The 22,947-nt window shown below is 67.1% G+C and carries 13 protein-coding genes; 8 read left to right on the forward strand and 5 right to left on the reverse strand.

The features are described 5' to 3' along the window. Window positions 1-127: 127 nt before the first annotated feature. The 3 genes from ABNK63_RS12425 (at window position 128) to ABNK63_RS12435 (ending at window position 5,629) form a co-directional block, all read left to right on the forward strand. A complete protein-coding gene (locus ABNK63_RS12425; RefSeq protein WP_350015796.1) occupies window positions 128-1,546 on the forward strand; it encodes an alpha-amylase family glycosyl hydrolase in 1,419 nt (472 codons plus the stop codon). 41 nt (window positions 1,547-1,587) lie between these two features. Beyond that, window positions 1,588-3,951 (forward strand): TIM-barrel domain-containing protein, encoded by a 2,364-nt coding sequence (locus tag ABNK63_RS12430; RefSeq protein WP_350015797.1) that lies wholly within the window; start codon window positions 1,588-1,590, stop codon window positions 3,949-3,951. A 127-nt stretch (window positions 3,952-4,078) separates the two neighbouring features. After that, entirely contained in the window at window positions 4,079-5,629 is a 1,551-nt protein-coding gene (locus ABNK63_RS12435; RefSeq protein ID WP_350015798.1) for a glycosyl hydrolase family 39, read from the forward strand. Between the two features lie 39 nt (window positions 5,630-5,668). Here ABNK63_RS12435 and ABNK63_RS12440 read toward each other — a convergent pair whose 3' ends face one another. Then, the gene (locus ABNK63_RS12440; protein WP_350015799.1) at window positions 5,669-7,249 is read right to left on the reverse strand and encodes a tryptophan halogenase family protein; all 1,581 of its coding nucleotides are present in this window, start codon (window positions 7,247-7,249) and stop codon (window positions 5,669-5,671) included. 170 nt (window positions 7,250-7,419) lie between these two features. Here ABNK63_RS12440 and ABNK63_RS12445 point away from each other — a divergent pair, with 170 nt between their 5' ends. Continuing rightward, window positions 7,420-9,828 (forward strand): TonB-dependent receptor, encoded by a 2,409-nt coding sequence (locus ABNK63_RS12445; RefSeq protein ID WP_350015800.1) that lies wholly within the window; start codon window positions 7,420-7,422, stop codon window positions 9,826-9,828. Window positions 9,829-10,411: 583 nt separating this feature from the next. On the opposite strand, the gene ABNK63_RS12450 is transcribed toward ABNK63_RS12445, so the two are convergent. Further along, window positions 10,412-12,895 carry an exo 1,3/1,4-beta-D-glucan glucohydrolase gene (locus ABNK63_RS12450; protein WP_350017221.1) on the reverse strand — a complete coding sequence of 828 codons (2,484 nt, stop codon included), beginning with the start codon at window positions 12,893-12,895 and terminating at the stop codon, window positions 10,412-10,414. A 349-nt stretch (window positions 12,896-13,244) separates the two neighbouring features. Beyond that, the gene (locus ABNK63_RS12455; RefSeq protein ID WP_007807909.1) at window positions 13,245-14,255 is read right to left on the reverse strand and encodes a LacI family DNA-binding transcriptional regulator; all 1,011 of its coding nucleotides are present in this window, start codon (window positions 14,253-14,255) and stop codon (window positions 13,245-13,247) included. Window positions 14,256-14,512: 257 nt separating this feature from the next. On the opposite strand from ABNK63_RS12455, the gene ABNK63_RS12460 reads away from it, so the two are divergent. From ABNK63_RS12460 to ABNK63_RS12470, 3 genes are read left to right on the forward strand one after another with little or no spacing between them, the layout of a single operon-like run. Then, window positions 14,513-16,747 (forward strand): Six-hairpin glycosidase-like protein, encoded by a 2,235-nt coding sequence (locus tag ABNK63_RS12460; RefSeq protein ID WP_350015801.1) that lies wholly within the window; start codon window positions 14,513-14,515, stop codon window positions 16,745-16,747. Beyond that, window positions 16,744-18,222 carry an MFS transporter gene (locus ABNK63_RS12465; RefSeq protein WP_350015802.1) on the forward strand — a complete coding sequence of 493 codons (1,479 nt, stop codon included), beginning with the start codon at window positions 16,744-16,746 and terminating at the stop codon, window positions 18,220-18,222. The genes ABNK63_RS12460 and ABNK63_RS12465 overlap by 4 nt, the downstream gene beginning before the upstream one ends. A gap of 35 nt (window positions 18,223-18,257) precedes the next feature. Then, window positions 18,258-19,940, forward strand: coding sequence for an alpha-amylase family glycosyl hydrolase (locus ABNK63_RS12470; RefSeq protein ID WP_007807902.1), 1,683 nt, complete (start codon window positions 18,258-18,260; stop codon window positions 19,938-19,940). 831 nt (window positions 19,941-20,771) lie between these two features. Here the strand turns inward: ABNK63_RS12470 and ABNK63_RS12475 are convergent. Then, entirely contained in the window at window positions 20,772-21,791 is a 1,020-nt protein-coding gene (locus tag ABNK63_RS12475) for a transposase (RefSeq protein ID WP_350015803.1), read from the reverse strand. A gap of 151 nt (window positions 21,792-21,942) precedes the next feature. Continuing rightward, window positions 21,943-22,335: a transposase gene (locus ABNK63_RS12480; protein WP_350015804.1), complete on the reverse strand. Its 393-nt coding sequence runs from the start codon at window positions 22,333-22,335 to the stop codon at window positions 21,943-21,945. An 86-nt stretch (window positions 22,336-22,421) separates the two neighbouring features. Between ABNK63_RS12480 and ABNK63_RS12485 the strand changes: the two genes are divergently transcribed. Next, entirely contained in the window at window positions 22,422-22,898 is a 477-nt protein-coding gene (locus ABNK63_RS12485) for a hypothetical protein (RefSeq protein WP_350015805.1), read from the forward strand. The last annotated feature ends 49 nt before the right edge of the window (window positions 22,899-22,947 follow it).

Raw genomic sequence — 22,947 nt, forward strand, 5'->3', positions numbered from 1 at the left:
CCTGCTCGTCACCGGATGTGCGGCGCCATCCGTGCGAGCGCCTGCCGAGCACCATGAGGCCGCGGTCAAGAGGTTGTCGCCAGGCGCTGCCTCTACCGCCCGCGCGGACGTCTGGTACGAAATCTTCGTGCGCAGTTGGGTCGACAGCAACGGCGACGGCATCGGCGACCTCAACGGCGTCACCGCCAGGCTCGACTACCTCAAGTCGCTGGGCGTCAGCGGCATCTGGCTGATGCCGATCAATCCGTCCCCCAGCTATCACGGCTACGACGTCACCGACTACTACGGCATCAACCCGCAGTACGGCACTCCGGGCGACTTCCGCCGCCTGCTGGCCGAAGCGCACCAGCGCGGCATCAAGGTGATCATCGATCTGGTGACCAACCACACCAGCGACCAGCATCCCTGGTTCGTCGCCGCGCGCGATCCGGCCAATCCGTACCACGACTGGTACAGCTGGGCCGACCCGCATACCGACCTGTCCGCGGCCAGTGCCGTCGGCGGCCAGGCCTGGCGCGCCGCCGGCAGCGCGCACTACCTGGGCGACTTCACCGGCGCCATGCCCGACCTCAACTACGACACGCCGGCCGTACGCCAGGCAATGCTCGACGTGGGCCGCTACTGGCTGAAGCAGGGCGTCGACGGCTTTCGGCTCGATGCCGCCCAGCACATTTACTACGACTTCAAGGCACAGGACGGCGACCCCCGGGTGCTCGCCAGAAACCTGGCCTGGTGGTCGCAATTTCGCCGCGCCATGCAGGCGCTGCATCCGGACGTCTATATCGTGGGCGAGGTCACCCAGGATTCACCCGACCGGCTCGCGCCGTGGTTCGGCCCGCTCAGTGCGGTGTTCGACTTTCCGCTGGCCAGCCAGTTGATCGACAGCGCCAGGAACGAGCGCGCCGGCGACCTGCCCGCGCTGCTGGCGCGCACCGACGCCGCCTATCGCAAGGCTACCGGCAAGGCGGGCGTGGACGCACCCTTCTTGTCCAATCACGATCAGGAACGCGTGATGAGCCAGCTAGGCGGCAACTTGCAGCACATGCGCATGGCCGCCGCGATGCTGTTGACCCTTCCCGGCCAGCCATTCGTCTATTACGGCGAGGAACTGGGCATGCGCGGGGTGAAGCCCGATCCGAACCTGCGCGAACCGATGCGCTGGGGGCGTTCCGGTGGCGAGACCACCTGGAAGGCTTCCACGGCGCACGACGGTGCCGGGGTGTCGGTGCAGGCCGAGCTGGCCGATCCCGCCTCGCTGCTCCAGCACTACCGCAGCCTGATCCGCTGGCGCAGCGAGATCGGCGCCCTGCGCGATGGCGTCCTGCACGCATGGCCCACCACCAACACCCGCATCGCCGCCTGGCAATTGCAGGACGCGAGCAGCCACGTGCTGGTGCTGCACAACTTGTCCGGCCAGGCGCAGACCGTGATGTTGGGTGGCAGCGCCACGACGTTTTCCACCATTGCGCGCCAGACTGGATCGGGCGCCACGCTCGCTGACGGCCAGCTCCGGCTGCCGCCATATGCCTCGGTGATCCTGCGCTGAGCGCAGCAATCCCGATCTCCCGTTCATCGAGAGGTTTTTGCATGCCCCACTTCACGCCCCGCCGCCTGACGCTCGCGCTTGGCCTCGCCCTCGGCTTGGCCGCTGCACCCGCCTTTGCCGCGGAGGCCGACGTTGCGTTCACTGCACAGGCAGCGCACGGCGAGCTCAATCTCGTGCACGGCAGCGACCGCATCACGATCGGCTTCATCACGCCGAACACCGTGCGCGTGCATGCGCTGCCGCATGGCCAGAGCAGCCCTGCCTCGATCGTGATCGACCCCAAGGCGAGGCCCGCCGCGCTGACCGAGGTGAAGGCCGATACGACGGGCGACGTCACCACGCTGTCCACCTCGGCGGCTGCGCTTCGCTGGGATGCGCGCAACGGCAGCCTGCAGTTCTCCGATGCGGCCGGCCATGTGCTGCTGACCCAGCACGGACTCGGCGCACTCGCCAATGGCACACTGAAACTGGACCACGGCAGGGGCGACCCGCTTTACGGCATCGGTGGCTACAACGCCACCGAAGACGCCAGCGCCGGCCTGCTGCGCAGCGGCACCCAGACCATCACCGCCGGCGAGCAGGGCCATGCCGGCGCTCCGCTGGTGTGGAGCACCGCAGGATATGGCGTGCTGGTCGATACCGTGGGCGGCAAGTTCACGCTCGACGACGGCCGCATCGCTGCCAGTGACACGTCGCGCAGGGACCTGGACTACTACCTGATCGCCGGCGCGCCGAAGCAGATCTTCGCCGAGGTGGCCAAGCTCAGTGGGCATACGCCACTGTTCCCGAAGTGGGCGATGGGCTTCACCAACAGCCAGTGGGGCATCGACGAGAAGGAGTTGCTGCAGATCGTCGACGCCTACCGCGCCAGGCACATCCCGATCGACAACTTCACGCTGGACTTCGACTGGAAGGACTGGGGCAACGACTGGGGCGAGTTCACCTGGAACACCACCAAGTTCCCCGACGGCCCCGGCGGCAAGCTCAAGCAGATGCTCGACGCGCGCGGCATCAAGCTCACCGGCATCATGAAACCGCGCGTGCACGTCGACACCATCGAGGGCCGCGAAGCCGCCGAGAAAGGCTACTTCCTCAAGGGCAACAAACCGGCAAAGGACTACTTCTCCGGCAAGCTGGTGCGCGAGATCGACTTCGCCAACCCGCAGGCACGCACGTGGTTCTTCGACCACATGAAAACCGCCTTCCAGTCCGGCATGGTCGGCTGGTGGAACGACGAGGCCGACAACGTCGGCATCGACACCCAGCACCTGGACATGCAGCGCGCGATCTACGACGGCCAGCGCGCCATCTCCAACCAGCGCGTGTGGTCGATCAGCCGCAACTTCTACCTGGGCGCGCAGCGCTACGCCTACGGCATGTGGTCCGGTGACATCCACACCGGCTTCGCCAGCATGGCCGGCCAGCGCGCCCGCATGCTGAGCGCGATCGACGTGGGCGCGATGCAGTGGGGCATGGACACCGGCGGTTTCACCGCGGGCACGCCGACGCCGGAAAACTACGCGCGCTGGGTGCAGTTCGGCGCCTTCGTGCCGGTGTTCCGCGTGCATGGCGACTCCAGCCAGAAGCGCCAGCCGTGGGTGTACGGGCCCACCGCCGAGAAGGCCGCCGCCGATGCGATCCGCCTGCGCTACAGCCTGATCCCCTACATCTACAGCTACGAGGACCAGCGTCGCCACAGCGGCGTCGGCCTGGTGCGTCCGCTCACCTTCGACTGGCCGAACGATCCCAAGGTGCGCAACGACGTGGCCAGCTGGATGTTCGGTGACAGCCTGCTGGTGTCGCCGGTGGTCGAGCAGGGCCAGACGGCGAAGACCATCTATCTGCCCGCTGGCCAGTGGACCGACTGGTTCACCGGCAAGCGTTACGCCGGCGGCCAGGACGTGACGCTGCCGATCGATGCGAGGAGCTGGAGCGACATCCCGTTGTTCGTGCGCGCGGGCGCGATCATCCCGACCCAGCCGGTGATGGATCATGTCGGCCAGAAGCCGGTGACACAGCTGGAGGTCGAGGTGTTTCCCGCCGACACCCGCACCCAGTTCGATTACTACGACGATGACGGCAACAGTTACGACTACGAGCATGCGGCGTACTTCCGCCAGTCGCTGGCCGTGCAACGGCGCGATGACGGCGTCCGCTTCGAGACCGGCGCGGTCACCGGCAGCTTCAGGCCGGCGCTGCGTTTTTACCTGTTGAAGATCCACGGCAGCGCCGCGGGTGCGGTCGACGGCGACGGTCGGCCCATGAAATTCTTCGCCGACCCGGACTCGCTGCAGGACAGCCAGGGGGAAGGCTGGGCCAGCGGCCGCGATCGCTACGGCGAGGTCACCTGGGTACGCGTTGCCGCCGGCGCGACGCGGAGCGTGCGGGTCTCGCCGAAACGCTGAGCATCGCGCGACTCGTGGCGGCAGTGGACGCCGCCGCCAATCCGTACGAAACTGCACACTTCGATGTAAACGTTTACATCCTTGTCCCGCAACGGCCCGCCCTGCCCGCATCCATCCGGACGACGCCATGAACCACATGTCTATTGCCCGCCACTTCCTGTTGTCCGTCTGCGCCGGCGCCCTGCTGGTCACCAGCTCGGTGCGGGCCGTTCCGGCAGCCGGTGAACGGATCCACATCGACGCCACTGCCAGCGGCACGCCGTTCCCCCATTTCTGGGAACAGATGCTGGGCTCCGGCCGCGCCGCGCTGGCGCTGCGCGATGACTACCGCAAGGACCTGGACGCCGTGCATCAGGCCACCGGCGTGAGCTACATCCGTTTCCACGGCATCCTCGACCACGACGTGGGCCTGATCCAGCGCGATGCGCAGGGAAAGATCTCCTACAACTTCTCCTACATCGACCAGATCTACGACGGCCTGCTCGAACACGGCTTCAAGCCGTTCGTGGAACTCGGCTTCATGCCGCCGGAACTGACCTCCGACCCGGCCGCGCTGCACCCGTTCTGGTATCACCCGAACATCGCGCCGCCGAAGGACTACGCCGAGTGGGACGCGATGATCGACGCGCTGGCCAGGCACCTGGTCGAGCGTTACGGCATCGATGAAGTGGCCAGCTGGTACTTCGAGGTATGGAACGAGCCGAACATCGGCTTCTGGGTCGGCAAGCCGGCACAGTCCAGCTACTTCACCCTGTACGACCACACCGCGCGCGCGCTCAAGGCGGTCAGCCCGCGCTTCCGCGTGGGCGGCCCGGCCACCGCCCAGGCGGCGTGGGCCGCCGACTTCCTTGCCCACACGCACGAGAACAACGTGCCGGTCGATTTCGTCAGCACGCACGTCTACGGCGACGACACCGCCGACAACGTGTTCCACACCGGCGAGAAGATCCAGCGCCGTGACATGGTCTGCCGCTCGGTCGACAAGGTGCACCGGGAAATCGCCGCCTCGCCCTACCCGCACATGCCGCTGATCTTCAGCGAGTACAACGCCAGCTACGCGAACCTGCCCAACGTCACCGACACCGTGTTCATGGGCCCGTGGCTGGCCAACACCATCCGCGAGTGCGCGGGCAAGGTCGAGGCGATGAGCTACTGGTCGTTCTCCGACGTGTTCGAGGAACAGGGCATCGTGCGCAACCCGTTCTACGGCGGTTTCGGTCTGATCGCCGCCAGCCGCATTCCCAAGCCGGCGTTCAACGCGTTCGCGATCCTGCACAAGCTGGGCGGACAGCGGCTGGCCGTCGCCTCCGACTCCGCCCTGGTCACCCGGCGCGATGACGGCACGCTGGTGATCGCCCTGTGGAATTACGCCCCGCCGGTGGGCGACACCGCCAGCTACACGCCGGGCAAGCCCGCCGGCAGCGCGAAGCACTTCAGCCTCGACGTGCAGCACCTGCCGGCCGCCGCCCACGCCACCGTCTGGCGCGTCGATGAAACCCATGGCAACGCGCTCGCCGCGTTCGACCGCATGGGCCGCCCCGACTCGCCCAGCCGCGCGCAGATCGTGCAATTGCGCGAAGCGGGCAAGCTGGCCGCGCCGGAGTCGATGAAGCCGCGCGACGGCAAGCTCGCGGTCGACGTGCCGGTGCAGGGCCTGGTGGTGATCGAGCTGCGCTGAAGCGGCCCCGACAGCGCAGCAAGGCGGACACGCTCCGCCCTACGCGGCAGAGCCCTCGCGCTGCGCCGTCCGCTGCACATGCTCGCGGCACAACCGCTCAACCAGGGTGCGATGGTCGGGCAGATCGACAAGTGCATGGCCGGCCATCTCGCGGATCATCGCGAACTCGCGCCGCGCCGCGGCCATCTGCGGATACGCGCTGCGCATCGGCTCCAGGTCGGTCCTGAATTCCATGCCGTACAGCACGTACTGCCAGCTGCACGGCAGGAACATCTCCAGGTCGGTGACGAAGTCCAGCCGGTGCGGCGGGCGATGCCGCCACAGCGCGAGGCGGTCCTGCAGCGTCTGCGGGATGCTGGCCGGGTCGGCGTTGTCGATCCAGAACGCGTGGTCGCGCCGCTGCGACAGGCAGTAGTGCATCTTGATGAAGTCGATGATGCGCTCGTAGCGCGCCACCATCATCTGGTTGTAGTGGCGCGCGCTGCGTTCCATGTCGTCGAGGTCGCCGGGCAGCAGATGCGCGATCAGGTAGGCGCCCAGTTCGACCAGGGCGATGCCGGTGGATTCCAGCGGCTCGACGAAGCCGCCGGCCAGGCCCACCGCCACGCAGTTGCGACGCCAGTGCTCGGGCCGGTAGCCGGTCTCGAACTTGATGTGCAGCGCGTCCAGCCCCGCCGCCTGCTCGCCCACGTAGCGACGGATCACTTCCTCCGCACGCGTCGCATCGGTGTGTCGCGACGAATACACGTAGCCGATGCCGCGGCGTTTCTGCAGGCCGATGTCCCAGATCCAACCGGCCTCCTGCGCGGTGGCGCGGGTGAACGGCAGGATCGGCGCATCCGGCCGCACATACGGCACCTGCAGCGCCACTGCACGATCGCCGAACAGCACATCGCGCCGGCTGTGGAATGGCGACTGCATCGCGCCGCCGATCAGAGCGCCGCGCAGGCCGGTGCAATCCACGTAGAGGTCGGCCGTGAGTTCGCCGATTTCCCGTGTGACGATGCGCGCGATCGCGCCGGATTCGTCCAGCTCCGCCCGCTCCACCGTGGCCAGATGACGGGTGACGCCAAGCGCCTGACCATGCTCGGCCAGCACCCTGGCGAAGCAGGCCGCATCGAAGTGATAGGCGTGGTTCATCGGCCCCTGGTAGTCCGGGTCGCCGGCCCGCTTCGGCGCGCGGCCCTGTTCGATCAGGCGCTGCTGCATGCTCACCGCCTCGGCGAACGACATGCCTTCGGGCGCACCGCCCAGCAACCAGTACGGCAACAGCTCCGGGCTGCCGGGCCGCTGGCTGGGCTGGCTGAAAGGATGGAAGAAACGGTCCGCACCCGCTTCGCCCGGCGGGCGCACCCAGTTTACGTACTGGATGCCCTGCTTGTAGGTCGCGGTGGCGCCCACCAGGAACCGTCGCTCATCCAGGCCGATCGCGGCCAGGGTGCCGCGGATCGAGGGAAACGTGGCCTCGCCCACGCCGAGCAGGCCGATGTTCGGCGACTCCACCAGCTCGACCCGGATGCTGCCGGGCACGGCGCTGTTGAGCGTCCTGGCGAGGTAACAGGCGGTGAGCCAGCCGGCCGTGCCGCCGCCCACCACGAGGATCTTCTGAATGCGTGACATCTCGCCCCCTCCGCGGCTTGTTGCGGAGCAACAAGCCAAGCATGGAATTTCGCAGTAGGATCGGCCCCGATGACAGCGCTGTCATACATTTTGACAGCGCTGTCATTCAGCACAATAGCGCATGTCCGCGACCACTGCATGTCCACGACGATCTTTGGGGAGAGGGTGAAATGAAATTACGCTACTCGGCTTTGTACCTCGCGATGACCGCGATACTCGCCTCGGGCGCCGTCCATGCAGCCGGTCAGGACACGACTGCTGCGCCCGACGCCGCCACACGCACCAAGGTCAAGGACCTGGACAGCGTCCAAGTCACCGCGACCAAACGCGAAACGCCGCTGCAGAAAACCCCGGTCGCGATCAGCGTGATCAGCGCCGATTCGCTCGACAAGGAGCGGGTGATGACGGTGCAGGACATCACCAAGCTGGTGCCCGGTTTCCAGGCCACCTCGCAGGGTGACCACGGCGTGGTCACGCTGACCATGCGCGGCATCGGCAACGACAGCGCCAAGACCGAATACGCCGATCCGGAAGTGGCGATGTTCATCGACGGCGTCTACTCGCCGCGACCCGAAGCCGCCGCCGGCCTGCTGCTGGACATCGACAGCGTGGAAGTGCTGCGCGGTCCGCAGGGCACGCTGTGGGGTCGCAACTCCACCGCCGGCGTGGTGAACTTCCAGACCGGCAAGCCCGACCTCAGCGGCTTCTACGGCAACGCGCAATTCGAGGCTGGCAACTACAGCCACATCGGCACGCGCGCCACGGTGAACCTGCCGATCAGCAGCACCTTCGGCATCCGCGTGGCGATGGCGCAGGAACAGCACGACGGCTACGTCGACTACCAGAACCCGTCGCAGCAGTTGCCCAGCGTGGCCGACCAGCAGGCGGCGTACCTGGCCAGCGGCGGCTCGCTGGCCAGCTTCCAGCCGATCAACGCCGCCAACTACGTGACCGCCGGCGACAAGTACAACGCGCAGGACCAGTCCGCCGCGCGCGTCAGCGCGCTGTGGCAGCCCAGCGACAAGTTCACCTGGAACCTGTCGTGGGAATACTTCCGCGACCGCGGCACGCCGGGCATGAGCCTGATGCAGCATCCCCGCGCCGGGCAGGACTTCTGGTCCGCGCTGATCGACACCGCGCCCTACCTCAAGCGCGACTCCAACACGGTGCGCAGCCGGATGGACTTCAAGATCGGCGACTCGATGCTGCTGAGCTACGTGGCGGGCTTCAACCGCTTCTCCGGCAAGAGCAACTTCGACCAGGACAACGGTGCCCAGGTGCCGACCAGCTTCAACACCGGCGCTTCGTACCAGGCCGACCGCACCAACTACAGCAACTACAGCAACTACAGCCACGAGCTAGACCTGAAGTCCACCGGCGACAACGCGGTCGACTGGATCCTTGGCGCGTACTACGCGGCCGAAGACAACAACATCCGCTTCGACATCCCGATCCTCAACGGCACCGCCCAGGGCACGGTGAGCTGGCAGGGTTCGTTCATCCAGCCCAAGGAAACGGTGAAGTCCACCGCGTTCTTCGGCCAGGCGACCTGGCACATCAGTGACGGCCTGCGCCTGACCGGCGGCGCGCGCTGGTCCAAGGACAAGAAGGAAAACGTGGGCGGCCGTGGCTGGGGCTGGGGGTATGACCCGAACGTGCCGCAGGTGCCGATCGCGCCGGACGTCGACCCGGGCAACGTGGGCTTCAACGTCTCCACCGTCAACGATGCGAAGTACGACAAGAGCAAGGTGACCTGGCTGGGCCGGCTCGATGCCGACGTGGGCCAGCACGGCCTGCTGTACGCCAGCGTGTCCACCGGCTACAAGTCCGGCGGCACCCAGGATGCCGGCACCCTGTACGAGCCGGAGACGCTGACCAACTACGAAGTCGGCTCGAAGTTCAGCTTCCTCGACGGCCACCTGACCTGGAACAGCGCGATCTACTACGAGCAGTTCAAGAACTTCCAGCTGGCCGCGCCGATCACCTACCCCGACGGCAACCGCGGGCTGGGCTTCTCCAACGTCAAGGGCACCACCAAGGTGATGGGCTTCGAGTCCGAACTGGCCTACTCCAGCCAGGACGACCGCCTCAACCTGGTGTTCTCGGCGATCCCCAAGAAGGAGCTGGGCACGCTGAAGTACGCCGGCAGCAACGACTACCAGGGCCTGCCCGCCTGCGATCCGGCCTCGGGCATCAGCGCCTGCGTCGACGTCAGCGGCAACGACCTGCCGCACGCGCCGAACACCTCGCTCACCGCGATCTACGAGCACGACTTCCACCTGACCAACGGCGGCCGCGTCACCCCGCGCCTGTCCGCGCAGTACCAGAGCACGCAGTGGCTGAGCACGTTCAACCTCGGCGAAGGCGATCAGCAGAAGGCCTACACACGCGGTGATCTTTCGGTGCGCTACACCGAACCGCAGGATCGCTGGTGGGTCTCGGCCTATGTGCAGAACGTCACCGATGGCAAGGTGCGCACCAGCGCCGGTCGCTTCGCCCTGCCCGACGGCAGCTTCATCTACACCTCGCAGTACCTGCCGCCACGCACCTACGGCGTGACCGTCGGGGTCTGGTTCTAGGAGCGTGGGCGGTAGAAACTTTCGAGGCGAAAAAGTGGCGGCGCGAGGACAGATTTTTGACGATTCGCCGACCCATGGTGGTTCCATGGGTCAAGAATCGGCGGAAATATGGACCGCGCAGGCGCTTTTGCAGCCCGGAAGATTTCTGCCGCCTACGCTCCCAGGCTGACACCGTTCTCCTGGCGACGGATTCCTCCCCTCCCATCGCCACTGGATGCCCCCGCAACGGGGCATCCTTTTTTTTGCGCTCGCCCGCGCCAGTGTGATCGTCCGCATACTCCGCGCGATCACTCGGGGCTGTCGCCGCAATCTGCGCAGCCGGACACGGACACGTGTCGCACCTGGCGCTTGAATGGGAACCGCAGCCTCACCGAACCGACGATCAGGACACTCTCCCCGCGACCGCACTCCGGGTCGCCCATTGGATGCACCGGCAACGGGGCATCCATTTTTTTGGCCGTCCATATGGGTGGGCCGGCGTAGCGCCGGCAGGCGAGGCCCACGAAAAAGCGGCCCGCAGGCCGCCAAGTTTTCATTCCGCGCCTTGCCGGAACCTGTTCCGGCTCCGGCCTGGCTGCCCGGCTCAGTGCGCGGGGCAGTCCAGCGTGTGGTCGGCCACCGTGCCCAGCGACACTTCGGCCACGGCGATGCGTCCGCCGCTGCCGCTGGCCCACTCGAACGGCCGGTCCAGCTTGCTCATGTCGGCGCCCGCGTCGCGGAAGCACTTCAGCGGGATGCCGACGCTCAGCCATTGTCCGCGCGGCAGGGCGGTGAGCTGCGTGCCGATCGGCAATTGCGCACCGCAGCCGCTGCCGCAGCTGACGCCGATGCTGGCGCCCTGGGCCGACAGCGCATCGACGCGCAGCGTGGTCACCAGCATCACGTCGCCATTGGTTTCGCGCTCGACGTCCAGCGGTGCCGGCGCGACCAGCGCGGCCTGCGCCTTGCCGCCGCCGGACCAGGCCAGGCTGCGGGCGTCTTCCTGCGCCTTGTAGTCGAGCGCGCCGACGCGCAGCGTGCCGTCCGCCGTGACCGATGGCGTCGCCGTGACGTTGCTGTCCGCGCCATTGGCGCCGGTGAGCTGCAGCACGAAGCCCTGCGCCGGCTTGCCGTGGGTGAAGTAGACGCCGGCACGGGCGCTGCTCAGCGCGATGCCCGGGTCTTCGGACAGCTTGCCGCCCTTGCCGGGCTCGGCATAACTCAGCCCGAAGCCGTAGCGGAACTGCGGGTCGTAGTGCGCCTTGCCGCCGGCCAGCGGAATCTGCACCGCGGTGCGCGGCCACGAGTAGGCCAGCCTGCCGTGGAAGTCGTGGGCGATGTGGCCGTCGCGGGTGCGCAGCAGCACGTCGGCAATGCCCTCGCCTTCGCTGCCCGGCAACCACGCCACCACGAACGCGTCGGCGGCATTGATCTCGCGGTTCATCCACAGCGGCCGTCCGGTCAGGAACACCGCCACCACCGGCACGCCCTGCTGGCGCAGGCGACGCAGCAGGTCGAGGTCGTGATCGTTGCCCGGCCGGTAGGCGAGGTTCGGCAGGTCGCCCTGGAACTCGGCGTACGGGTCTTCGCCGAACACCACGATGGCGACATCGGGCTTGCGTTTGTAATGGCCTTCCACCGACAGCTCGGCGCTGCCGCCGGCGGCCTGCACCTGGTCGCGGATGCCGGCCCAGATCGAGGTGGCGCCGGGGAAGTTCGCATTGGTGAGGCCGGTGCCCTGCCAGGTCAGCGTCCAGCCGCCGTTCTGCTTGGAGATGTTGTCCGCGCCATCGCCGGCGACCAGCACGTGCTTGCGCGGATCGATCGGCAGCACGCCGTCGTTCTTCAGCAGCACCAGCGATTCGCGCACGGCGCGGCGGGCCAGCGCGCGGTGTTCGGCGCTGCCGATCACCTTCACCGAATCACGCACCAGTGGATTGGCCGAAGGCAGCCCCGCCTCGAACATGCCCAGGCGCAGCTTCACCCGCAGGATGCGGCTCACCGCGTCGTCGACGCGGCTCATCGGGATCACCCCGGACTTCACCTCGGCCAGGGTGTTCCTGTACAGGCCCTTCCACGAATCGGGCGCCTCCAGCATGTCCAGCCCGGCGTTGTAGGCCACCGGGCAATCCTCGTTGGTGCAGCCGGGCACCTGGCCGTGGGCGTTCCAGTCACCCAGCACGATGCCGCCGAAGCCCATGCGCTGCTTCAGCACGTCGGTGATCAGGCCCTTGTTGCCGGCCATCTTCACCCCGTTCCAGCTGGAGAACGAGACCATCACCACCTGCACCCCGGCGCGGATCGCCGGCGGATAGCCGACCGCGTGCACGCCGCGCAACACCGCCTCGCTGACCTCGGCATCGCCCTGGTCCTTGCCGTCCCTGGTGCCGCCGTCGCCCAGGAAGTGCTTGGCGGTGGCGATCACGTGGTCGGCGTCGAGGAACTGCGGCGTGCCGACCTTGCCTTCCAGCCCCTCGATCACCGCGCCGGCGTATTGCGCCACCAGCGCGGGGTTTTCCGAATAGCCTTCGTAGGCACGGCCCCAGCGGCCGTCCTGGGGCACCGTCAGCGTGGGCGCGAAGGTCCAGTTGATGCCGCTGGCGCGCAGCTCGCGGGCGGTGACTGCGCCGATCGCATGGATCAGCTGCGGATCACGCGCGTTGCCCAGCGCGGAGTTCTGCGGGAACAGCGTGCTGCCGACCAGGTTGTTGTGGCCATGCACCGCGTCGATGCCGAACAACACCGGGATCGCCAGCCGGCCGCCCGAGGTATCCATCGAGGCGCGGTAGAACGCGTCGGACAGCTTCTGCCACTGCGCCGCGGTGCCGTACTGGCCGCCGTCCGGCCCGGAATTGCCGCCGGCCAGGATCGAGCCCAGCCGATACTCGCGCACGTCCTCCGGCGTCACCGACTTGATGTCGGCCTGGATCATCTGGCCCACCTTGTCCTCCACCGACATCTTCGCCAGCAGCGCCCCCACCCGCGCCTCCAGCGCCGGATCGGGCGGCAACGGCGAGCGCACGCGGGGCCAGGCATCGGGATGGACGGTGGCGGCGGTGTCCCCGGCGAGCACGAAATGGATGGGCATGATCAACGCGCCGGCGAGGGTGGCGAAGAGGGCAAGACGACCCGGCAACGAGTTCGGTGGGGGCGGAAATCGCACGGCAAGGCTCCTGGCTGGCGCGCCGACGGCACGCGGTCTGAACCGCATAGTGACACGGATGACAGCGCTGTCAATTCGCTGCGCAACATGGCTGGATTCGGCGGGTCTGGTCAGGCACGCCGTGGCGGTGTGACGCATCGGCCGACGCATCAGCCAAGGGAAGTGGCGGCTTGCGACGGCGTGTGGCGGGCGGTGCCCGCCCTGCGGAGGGAGGCTGAGAGGCAGGCGTAGGGCGGACACCGTCCGCCGGCTCTTCGCGACCGGGCGGCGAACTTCAGGAAACGCGCGCGGTGGAGCCGCGGATCTGCAGGGAGAACGGCATCTGCACCAGCTCGCCGGTGCCGCGGCCGCGCAGCAGGTTCAACAGCTGCTGGGCGGCGATCCGGCCCATCTCGCGGCTGGGCTGCTGCACCGTGGTCAGCGCCGGCCACAGCTGGCGCGCCAGCGGGGTGTCGTCGAAGCCGCACACGGACAGGTCCTGCGGCACCTTCAATCCGTACTCGCCGGCGGCCCACATCACTCCGGTGGCCATGTCGTCGTTGGCGGCAAACACCGCCGTCGGCCGCTGCTTCAGGGCGAACAGTTCGCGTGCCGCGGTGACGCCGGAGCCGAACGTGAAGGCGCCCTGCACCACCAGCGCGGGATCTTCGGGCACGCCGGCCGCGGCCATCGCCTCGCGGTAACCGGCCAGCCGCCAGCGGCTGGCGCCGTGGTCGGCGATGCCCAGCACGTGGGCGATGCGCCGGTGGCCCAGGCCCAGCAGATGCTCGACGATGGCCCGCGCGGCGGCCTGCTCGTCCATTCGCACGCCGATGCTGGTGTCGCTCTGCGGCGACACGCTGGCATACGGCACGTTGCGCTCGCGCAGGCGCTTGAGCAGCGGCGCGTAGTCGGTGATCGGCGGCGTCAGCACCACGCCGTCGGGGTGATGGTCGGAGATCAGAGCGTCGAGCCGGCGGATGAAGTCGTCGCCACGCATCCGCAGCGGTCGCACCATCATGCTGTAGCGATGGGCGTCGCAGGCTTCCAGCACGCCGTCCTGGATCTCGGCCAGGTAGGTCGAGGCCGGGTTGTCGTTGTTGTCGTACAGCATCGCCACCACGAACGAGCGATTGCCGGCGAGACTGCGCGCCGAGGGATGCGGGCGATAGTCCAGCTCTTCCATCGCGGCGCGCACGCGCTTGCGCGTCTCCTCGCTCACGTTGGCCTCGTCGTTGAGCACGCGGGACACCGTCTTGGGCGATACGCTCGCTGCGCGCGCCACTTCTTCGAGGCGTACCCGCATGGAATCTCCCGTGTGATCGTGGCCGTCGAACGACTATGCCGTCATCGCCCGCCGCTTTACAAGGCGCCGCGCGAATGGCGCGCCGGGCGAAAACGGACGCGCGGCATGAATACGTATGCAACCACTGGTTGCTGCAGTGCGACGCTGCCTACCATGCGGGAAGCATCGTCCCTGCGGACGTCGCGCCAGCCCGCAGCCACCGGAGCGTTGTCACCGATGACCACCACGATTCGCCTTCCGCCACCGCGTCCCCGCCCGTGCTGAGCCTGTTGCTGGGAGCCGCGCTGGCCGCCAGTGCCGCGACGCCTGCGTGGCAGGAAGGCCTGGCGCAGGACGGCCTGGACTGGCACGGCGTGCACGTCGGCATCGAGCACGACGCGCAGCACCGCTACACGCTGGCGTGGCCATACGGCCAGCGGGTGATCGCCCCGCAGCCGCTGCGCAGCGACACCGCCAGCCCGCTGTTCGACGGCCTGTTCGCGATGGCGCAGGACGACCTCGCGCTCGACTCGGTGGAGGCGATCCGCGACGGCGCGTTCGACCACGGCCAGCCGATTCCCTGCCGCTGCTTCGTCACCGGGCTGAAGTGGCCTTACGTGTGGACGCGCGACCTGTCCTACGCGATCGACCTCGGCCTGTGGCGCTTCGACCCCGCCCGTTCGCGCAACGGGCTGAAGTTCAAGCTGTCCGGCGTGCGCGTGGCCGGCGCAGCGCAAGGCACGGATTCAAAACCGTACTATCCGATGCAGGACACCGGCTCCGGCGGCAGCTGGCCGATCAGCACCGATCGCGTGGTGTGGTTCCTCGGTGCGCGCCATCTGCTCGACGACGCCGCGTTCGCCGGCGACGTCTACCAGGCACTCGGCGCCACCCTGGCGCAGGATCGGCAATACGCGTTCGACCAGCGCCTCGGCCTGTACCGGGGCGAGACCTCCTTCCTCGACTGGCGCGAACAGAGTTACCCGGCGTGGACCGCGGACGAGGTGGGCTTCATCGCGCAATCGTTCGCGCTGTCCACCAACGTGCTGCACTACCAGGCGCTGCAACTGGCCGCCACGCTGGCCGACCAACACCACGACGCGAAGGCCGCCACCGGCTACCGCAATGACGCGGCGGCGCTGAAGGCGGCAATCAACGCCCGCTTCTGGCGCGCCAATCGCGGCATGTACATGAGCTACCTCGGCGGCGACGGCACGCCATACGACACTTACGACCTGCTCGGCATCGCGCTGGCGGTCGACAGCGGCGTGGCCGACGGCGAACGCGCCCGCCGGACGCTGGCGAACTACCCCACGTGGCCGGCCGGCAGCCCGGTGATCTGGCCCGAGCGCGCCGACCAGCCGGTCTACCACAACCGGGCGATCTGGCCGTTCGTCAGCATGTATGCGCTGCGCGCCGCACGCGAAACGCAGCAGCCCGCCCGCATCGCCCACGAGATCGCCTCGATCATGCGCGGCGCCGCGCTGCACGGCTCCAACATGGAGAACTACGAACTGCTGACCCAGGGCCAGCACGTCGACGAAGGCAAGCTGAGCGGCCCGGTGGTTAATTCGCCGCGCCAGTTGTGGTCGGTGGCGGCCTACCTGGCGATGGTCAGCGAAGGCGTGTTCGGCCTGGAAGAGAATGGCCTGAAGGGGAACGAGCGGGTCGCACCGAAGCTGCCCACCGCGCTGGTGCCGATGCTGTTCGGTACGCGACATGCGATCACCCTCGAACTGCCCGGACGCCGGATCACCCTGCAGCTTCCCGCCGCGCTCGACGGCAACCTGCTCGTCGCCGACCAGCAGCGCACGCAGGGCAACACCACCACCGTCACGCTGAAAGCGGTGCAAGTCGCCGACCTGCCGCCGCGCACCGACGCACCGCTGTACGCGCCGCTCGCCCCCGCCGCACCGCAGGTGCAGGCCGTCGGCAAGCGCTGGCAGATCCGCGTCGACGGCAGGCAGCGGCTCTACCTCAACGGCGTGGCGCACGGCGACATCGACGCCAGCAGCACGCTCGCACGACAGCCGGGCCTGGCCTGCTTCAGCGCCACGCGCATCGACGCGCAGGGGCTGGAATCGCTGCACAGCCCCACCGTCTGCGTCGGTGACACGAACCGGATCGGCGGCGACTGGCCGCGCCAATGGACGGCACCGGCCAGCGGCGACTGGCGCGTCGCTCTGGACTACGCCAACGACCACGGCCCGATCAACACCGGCATCACCGCGGCGGTGAAGATGCTGGTGATCCGCTGCGACGGCAGCGCCGAGCAACGCCTGCCGATCGTGATGCCGCACAGCGTGCGCACCCAGTCATCCAGCTGGGGCCGCTTCGGCACGAGGGCGGGCGCGACCTGCCGGTTCACGCTCGACGACGGCTTCAACATGAGCTACCTGGCCCACTTCGCCCACTACACCGGCGGACAGGGCGGCAGCGATGGCCCATTGAACCGGGCGGTGGTGCATGATCTGCTGATCGCTCCGCTCGCCCCCGGCCACGGCTCACCATGAACGACGGTACTTCCGTGAACTCCAAACCGGCGCTGTCGTTCTGGCAGATCTGGAACATGTGCTTCGGCTTCCTCGGCCTGCAGTTCGGCTTCGCGCTGCAGAACGCGAACATCAGCCGGATCTTCCAGACCCTGGGCGCCGACCTCAACGACATCCCCGCGCTGTGGATCGCCGCGCCGCTGACCGGGCTGATCGTGCAGCCGATCATCGGCCACTTCTCCGACCGCACCTGGAACCGGCTGGGGCGGCGCCGCCCCTACTTCCTGGCCGGCGCGGTGTTCGCCTCGCTTGCCCTCTTGTGGATGCCGAACGCGCCGGTGCTGTGGATGGCCGCCGGCCTGCTGTGGATTCTGGACGCCTCGATCAACGTGTCGATGGAGCCGTTCCGTGCCTTCGTGGGCGACCAGCTGCCGACCCGCCAGCGGCCCTCCGGCTACGCGATGCAGAGCTTCTTCATCGGCGTGGGCGCGGTGGTGGCCTCGGCGCTGCCGTGGATACTGGCGCAATTCGGCGTGGCCAACGTGGCGCCGGACGGCGGCATTCCCGACACGGTGAAATATGCCTTCTACGCCGGCGGCGCGGTGCTGCTGGGCGCAGTGCTGTGGACCATCTTCAGCACCCGCGAATACCCGCCGGACCGGCTGCAGTCGTTCAGCGACAGCGTGGCCGAACAGCCGCCGGTGGACGTGTCGCAGGCCTGGCGCTGGGGTGTGCTGCTGCTGCTGGTAGGCGTCGCGGTGCTGTTCGCGATCCAGCATTTCGCGCTGGAGAAAGAGGTCTACGTGCTGGGCGGCGGGCTGCTCGTGTTCGGCCTGCTGTTCGTCTGGCTCAGCTTCAGCCGCGGCCGCGGCATGCTGCGCGAAGTGATGGGCGACCTCTACGGCATGCCCGTCTCGATGCGGCAACTGGCGTGGGTGCAACTGTTCTCGTGGTTCGCACTGTTCGCCATGTGGATCTACACCACCGCGGGCGTGACCGAGACCATCTACGGCACCACCGACGTGCACTCGGCGCTGTACAACGAGGGCGCCAACTGGGTCGGCGTGCTGTTCGCCGCCTACAACGGCTTCGCCGCCGTGGCCGCGGTGGTGATTCCGCTGATGGTGCGGCGCTGGGGCCTGCGCATCAGCCACCTGATCAACCTGTGCCTGGGCGGCGCCGGCCTGCTGTCGTTCCTGCTGATCCGCGACCCGGTATGGCTGCTGGCCTCGATGGTCGGCGTGGGCTTCGCCTGGGCCTCGATCCTGTCGCTGCCCTATGCGCTGCTGTCGGACAACCTGCCCGCGGGGAAGATGGGCGTCTACATGGGCATCTTCAATTTCTTCATCGTGATTCCGCAGCTGCTCGCCGCCAGCGTGCTCGGCCTGCTGCTGCGGCTGTGCTTCCACAACCAGCCGATCTGGGCGCTGGCGCTGGGCGGCGCCTGCCTGCTGGTCGCCGGCCTGTTCACCCTGCGCGTGCGCGAGCCCGGCTAGCCCAGCCTCGCCAACGCCATCACCGGAACGACGAGATGATCCGCACCACCGTACTGGCGCTTGCCACGCTCACCCTGTTCTGCGGCGGCGCGCACGCCGCGGATACCACGCCCGAATTCGTCGGCACCGACGCGCCGATGGCGTCCAACGCGATCTACTTCGTGATGACCGACCGCTTCGTCAACGGCGATCCGTCCAACGACCAGCGCCACCAGGGCGGCGCCCACCCCACCTTCGACATCCCGGTGGCCGGCGCGCCGAAGGGCGAGAGCGCCAACATCGGCTACCTCGGCGGCGACTTCCGGGGCGTGCTGGACAACGCCGCCTACATCCGCGGCATGGGCTTCGGCGCGGTGTGGATCACCCCGATCGTGGACAACCCCGACGAAGCCTTCACCGGCGGCGATCCGGTGAGCTGGGGTTCCAAGTTCACCGACCGCGGCAAGACCGGCTTCCACGGCTACTGGGGCGTCAACTTCTACCAGCTCGACGAGCACCTGCCCAGCAAGAACCTCGACTTCCGCCAGTTCACCACGGCGATGCGGGCGCAGGGCCTGAAGACCGTGCTCGACATCGTGGCCAACCACGGCTCGCCCGCCTTCAGCATGCCGCAGGCGCAACCGATGTTCGGCCAGATCTACGACAGGGAAGGCAAGCTCGTCGCCGACCAGCAGAACCTGCCGCCGTACAAGCTCGATCCCGTGCGCAACCCGCTGCACCGCTTCTACCACGCCTACGACGACCTGGTTCAGCTGTCCAACAACGACGACCGGAACCCGGCCGTGCTCGACTACTTCGCGGGCGCGTACAACCAGTGGGCCGACCAGGGCGCCGACGCGTTCCGCATCGACACCATCAGCCACATGTCCACCACCTTCTGGAAACAGTTCGCCGCGCGCATCCGGGCGAAGCATCCCGGCTTCTTCATGTTCGGCGAAGCGTTCGACTACAGCCCCGACAACATCGGCCAGTACACCTGGCCCGAAAACGGCGGCATCAGCGTGCTCGACTTCCCGCTGCGCGGGCGCATCGCCGACGTGTTCGAGCATCCCGGCAGCGACTACGCCCAACTGCTCGACCGCCTCTACCTCACCAATGGCCCGTACCAGAACCCGTACGAACTGGTCACCTTCTACGACAACCACGACATGGCGCGCCTGGCCGCCAGCGACAACGGCTTCATCGACGCCAACAACTGGCTGTTCACCGCCCGCGGCATCCCGGCGATCTACTACGGCTCCGAAACCGGCTTCGAGCGCGGCAAGGCCGAACACCAGGGCAACCGCAACTACTACGGCCAGCAACGCATCGACGCCGCAGCGAAAAGTCCGATCTATCGCCAGCTCAAGCGCATCGCCCAGTTGCGCGAAAAGACCCCGGCACTGCAACGCGGCCTGATGCTGCCACTGCACTTCGCCGGCAACCAGGCCGCGTTCTACCGCGTGTACCAGAAAGGCGACGCACACCAGATCGCACTGGTGCTGCTCAACAAGGGCGACGCTGCCGCATCGTTTGACGTTGGCGATTATCTGCAAGCTGGCCGCTGGACATCCGCGTTCGGCGACAAGGCAGTCGACGTCGGCACCGGCGGAAAACTGCACGCGACGGTGGCGGCACACGACGTGCAGGTCTATCTGCTCGATGCCCCCGCCACCCGCGCCGACCTGATTGCCGAACTGACCCGACTCACCCGCGAGCGCGGACATCCGCCCCATTGAACCATCCGGGTCGAGCCGGGCAGACCAACACGATGGTCGCACCCCGCCACGCATCAGCTTGCAGCACACCCTCGAGCAGCCCGCGGCTATCGTTTCGCGGCCGATCCAGCCACTGCGCCATTCCCGCCGCCGTTACACCCTCACTTCCGCCCCGGTAACTCATACACCCTCAAAAGTCGCTGATAACAACGGCAGTCGATCCCGCCCCAAGACCGACGTCGTCGCGCAAACTCATGATGTGGCGAAGGAATTCGCCGCTTGAACGATCAATGGCCAAATCGCATACTCGGCGCAACACCCCACTTTTGGGGTCTACTTAGCGTTAGACGTCAGAGCATCTTTACTTCGCAGCTTCTTCGCGTGCGTGCCGAGTTCTGGCTTCGCATCGGCTGCGCGCATTCTTTCGCTTCGGGCTGGCCTGCGTTGTCGTCTTTCGCGCGCCTGGTCGCTCATCGTGTCTTGCGCGCGTTGGCGTACCCGCACCTTCATGCTTCGCGGCGCGCGCGATTCGCTTCAACGTGGCATTCGTCTCAGCGGCTCGTTCTTCGCACGCAGGCCACAACCTTCGCGGCATTGCCGGGCTTTCAGCAGTTCACCGACGGCGTAGCGTGCTGCCGCCTAACAGGTCATTCAAGGCGGACGGCTTCGCCGCCGCTTAATTCCAGCGTTGAGGCTGTAGAAAAAGTCCTTTCCGCCGGCGGATAGACGGCCAAATGGGCGGCTGAAGATATCGTCGCCTGCCGCGCTCCATCCTTGGTGGTTCTTCGCAGAGAGGTGTTCGCTTCCATTCGAGGCGCCTGATCGGCGCCACGATGCTTGTCTTGTGCCTTCTCAGGCCACCTTGCGGTAGTTCGCCAGCTTCTCGATGTTGTGCACCAGTGCGAACAGCTTCCACTGACCATCCACCTTGGATTGACCGCGCAGGGTGAATCGATGGAGCCGCTTGTTGTGGCGCACATTGCCGAAGACCGGTTCGACGGTGGCGAAGCGCCGCCCGTATTGTTCGCGTCCCCACGCACTGTCGATGCGCTCGCGCATGCGCGCGCTGTGGGTGCGTTCGGCTTTGCGGGTAAGTACGGCCACTTGCCGCGAGCGTGTGGTCTGGGGTTTGCGCAAACACCTCGTACGCAGCGGGCAGTCATTGCAGGCTGCTTCCGGTGCGCGGAACTTGATCGCGGCATAGCCGCCGATGGTGCAGTCCTTGCCGTTGCGATGCAGCCGCTGCCCGGCAGGACAGATCGCGTGTGACTGGTCCGGCGCGATGATGAAGTCCTCGCTGCCGAACAGGCGTGGCTTCGCTTCCTTGCGTGACTTGTCATGCAGCGGCTCGGGCTTGACCCGGTGCTTGGCCTGCTCGGCGAAACGTTCGTCGCGTCGACGCATGGCGTTGTCGGCGATCAGGGCGTCGATGCCCTTCTCGGCCAGCGCTGCGAGGTTGGCTTCGGAGTGATAGCCGGCATCGGCGGTGATCAGCGTCGAGGCGGTGCGCTGCGTGGCGCACGCTTCGAGGACGGGCAGCAACAATTCCTGTTCCGCGCCGGTGCCGTGGGCCGAAGCCTCCACGATCACCTGATGGTCGGCATCGACCACGGCCACGGCGCAGTAGCCCTGGATCACGCCCTTGTCGGTCGCCAGCTTGGCGGACTCGCTGTCGGTGCGGTTGGACTTGCGAACCTTGCCGCGGGTGCCGGGCCGATCTTCCGGATGATCGGCCAGCCACTGACGAATCTTCGCCGCCTCGCCGGTGAGACGCTCGATGCGAGCAGCCGCTTTGGCATCCAGCACGTCTTCGGCGGCGCCGGCATCGTTGGCCTGGTGGCGTTCCAGCATGGTGGTCGCCGCACGTTCCATCTTCTGAGCTTGCGCAAGAAACTCCGCTCGTGTGCCGGAGCGATGCTTGGAGGCGTTGGAGGGCAGCTTCACGCCATCGATGGCGAACACGACCCACAAGGATGTGGGAAGTGGCTGCTGGCGTCGGGAACGCCAGCAGGCTCGCGGCCGATCAGGCCTTCGCCATCAAGTAGCGTGAGCACCTGGGCAAACACCGCCGCGATCGCGTCGCGCGAGCGGCTGACGAAGTCCGCATCGTGGTGAAGTGCGGCTTGGCGTCGCCGGTCAAGGCGATGAACAGCACGTTGTCGCGGCAGGCCCGCTCGATCGAGCGCGAGCTCACCATGCCTTGCGAGTACGCCAGCAAGACGGCCTTGAGCAGCATCGTCGGTGCATGCGCCGGCGCGCCACTTTCGTCGTTGCGGTAGTGCGCATCGAACGCCGACAGGTCCAGTTGATCGACCACGTGGTACAGCGTATGGGCGACCGACCCTGGCACCAGCTGCGCCTGCAGGTCGACCGGCAACAACCGCGGACTCATGTCGATGTGCTTGTAACGCGCCATGCAGATGCCTCTTGTTCGCCTGAAGCTATTGAAGCAACATCAGCGCAGGTTTTTCTACAACCTCGTTAGCGCTTTCAGAGGAAGTCGTGAAGTCCAGACGTTTACTTGCTTCGTTGACAGGGCTCGCATTGCTGCTTGTGAGCGTAAGCGCGCAGGCGATCAAGCCGCCAATGCCGCGGTCAAGGGCGCAATTAGCCGGCGTCTGGGTTGGCCCGGACGCGTGGGGTTCAGTGCTGCGCCTGGAGCTCAATAGTGAAGGGCAAGGGCTCCTGGCAGTCCGCGACCTCGACTCAAAGGGCGATCTGGCTCTCTACAAAGTTGAGCTTGCAAAGATCAACATCAACGACCTCTCCTTTTCAGTTTCATCCATCAGCAACGGTGCTGCACGTATCGCTTTGTCTGGTACAAACGACTCGAATGCCATCAATTTGGTGCGCTACTTGAAGGATTTCGGTGACGGCTACGGCGTTCACGCGTTACTTATTCGCCAAAGCGATCTACAGTCAGGGTTACGAGATCTGAAAGCGGCCGGCTCTAAGCTTCCCGCACAGCCAGCGCGCTAACAGATCATTCGAGGCGGACGGCTACGCCGCCGCTCAATTCCAGCGTTAG

It is taken from the genome of Rhodanobacter sp. IGA1.0, from assembly GCF_040208325.1.
GTDB lineage: Bacteria > Pseudomonadota > Gammaproteobacteria > Xanthomonadales > Rhodanobacteraceae > Rhodanobacter > Rhodanobacter spathiphylli.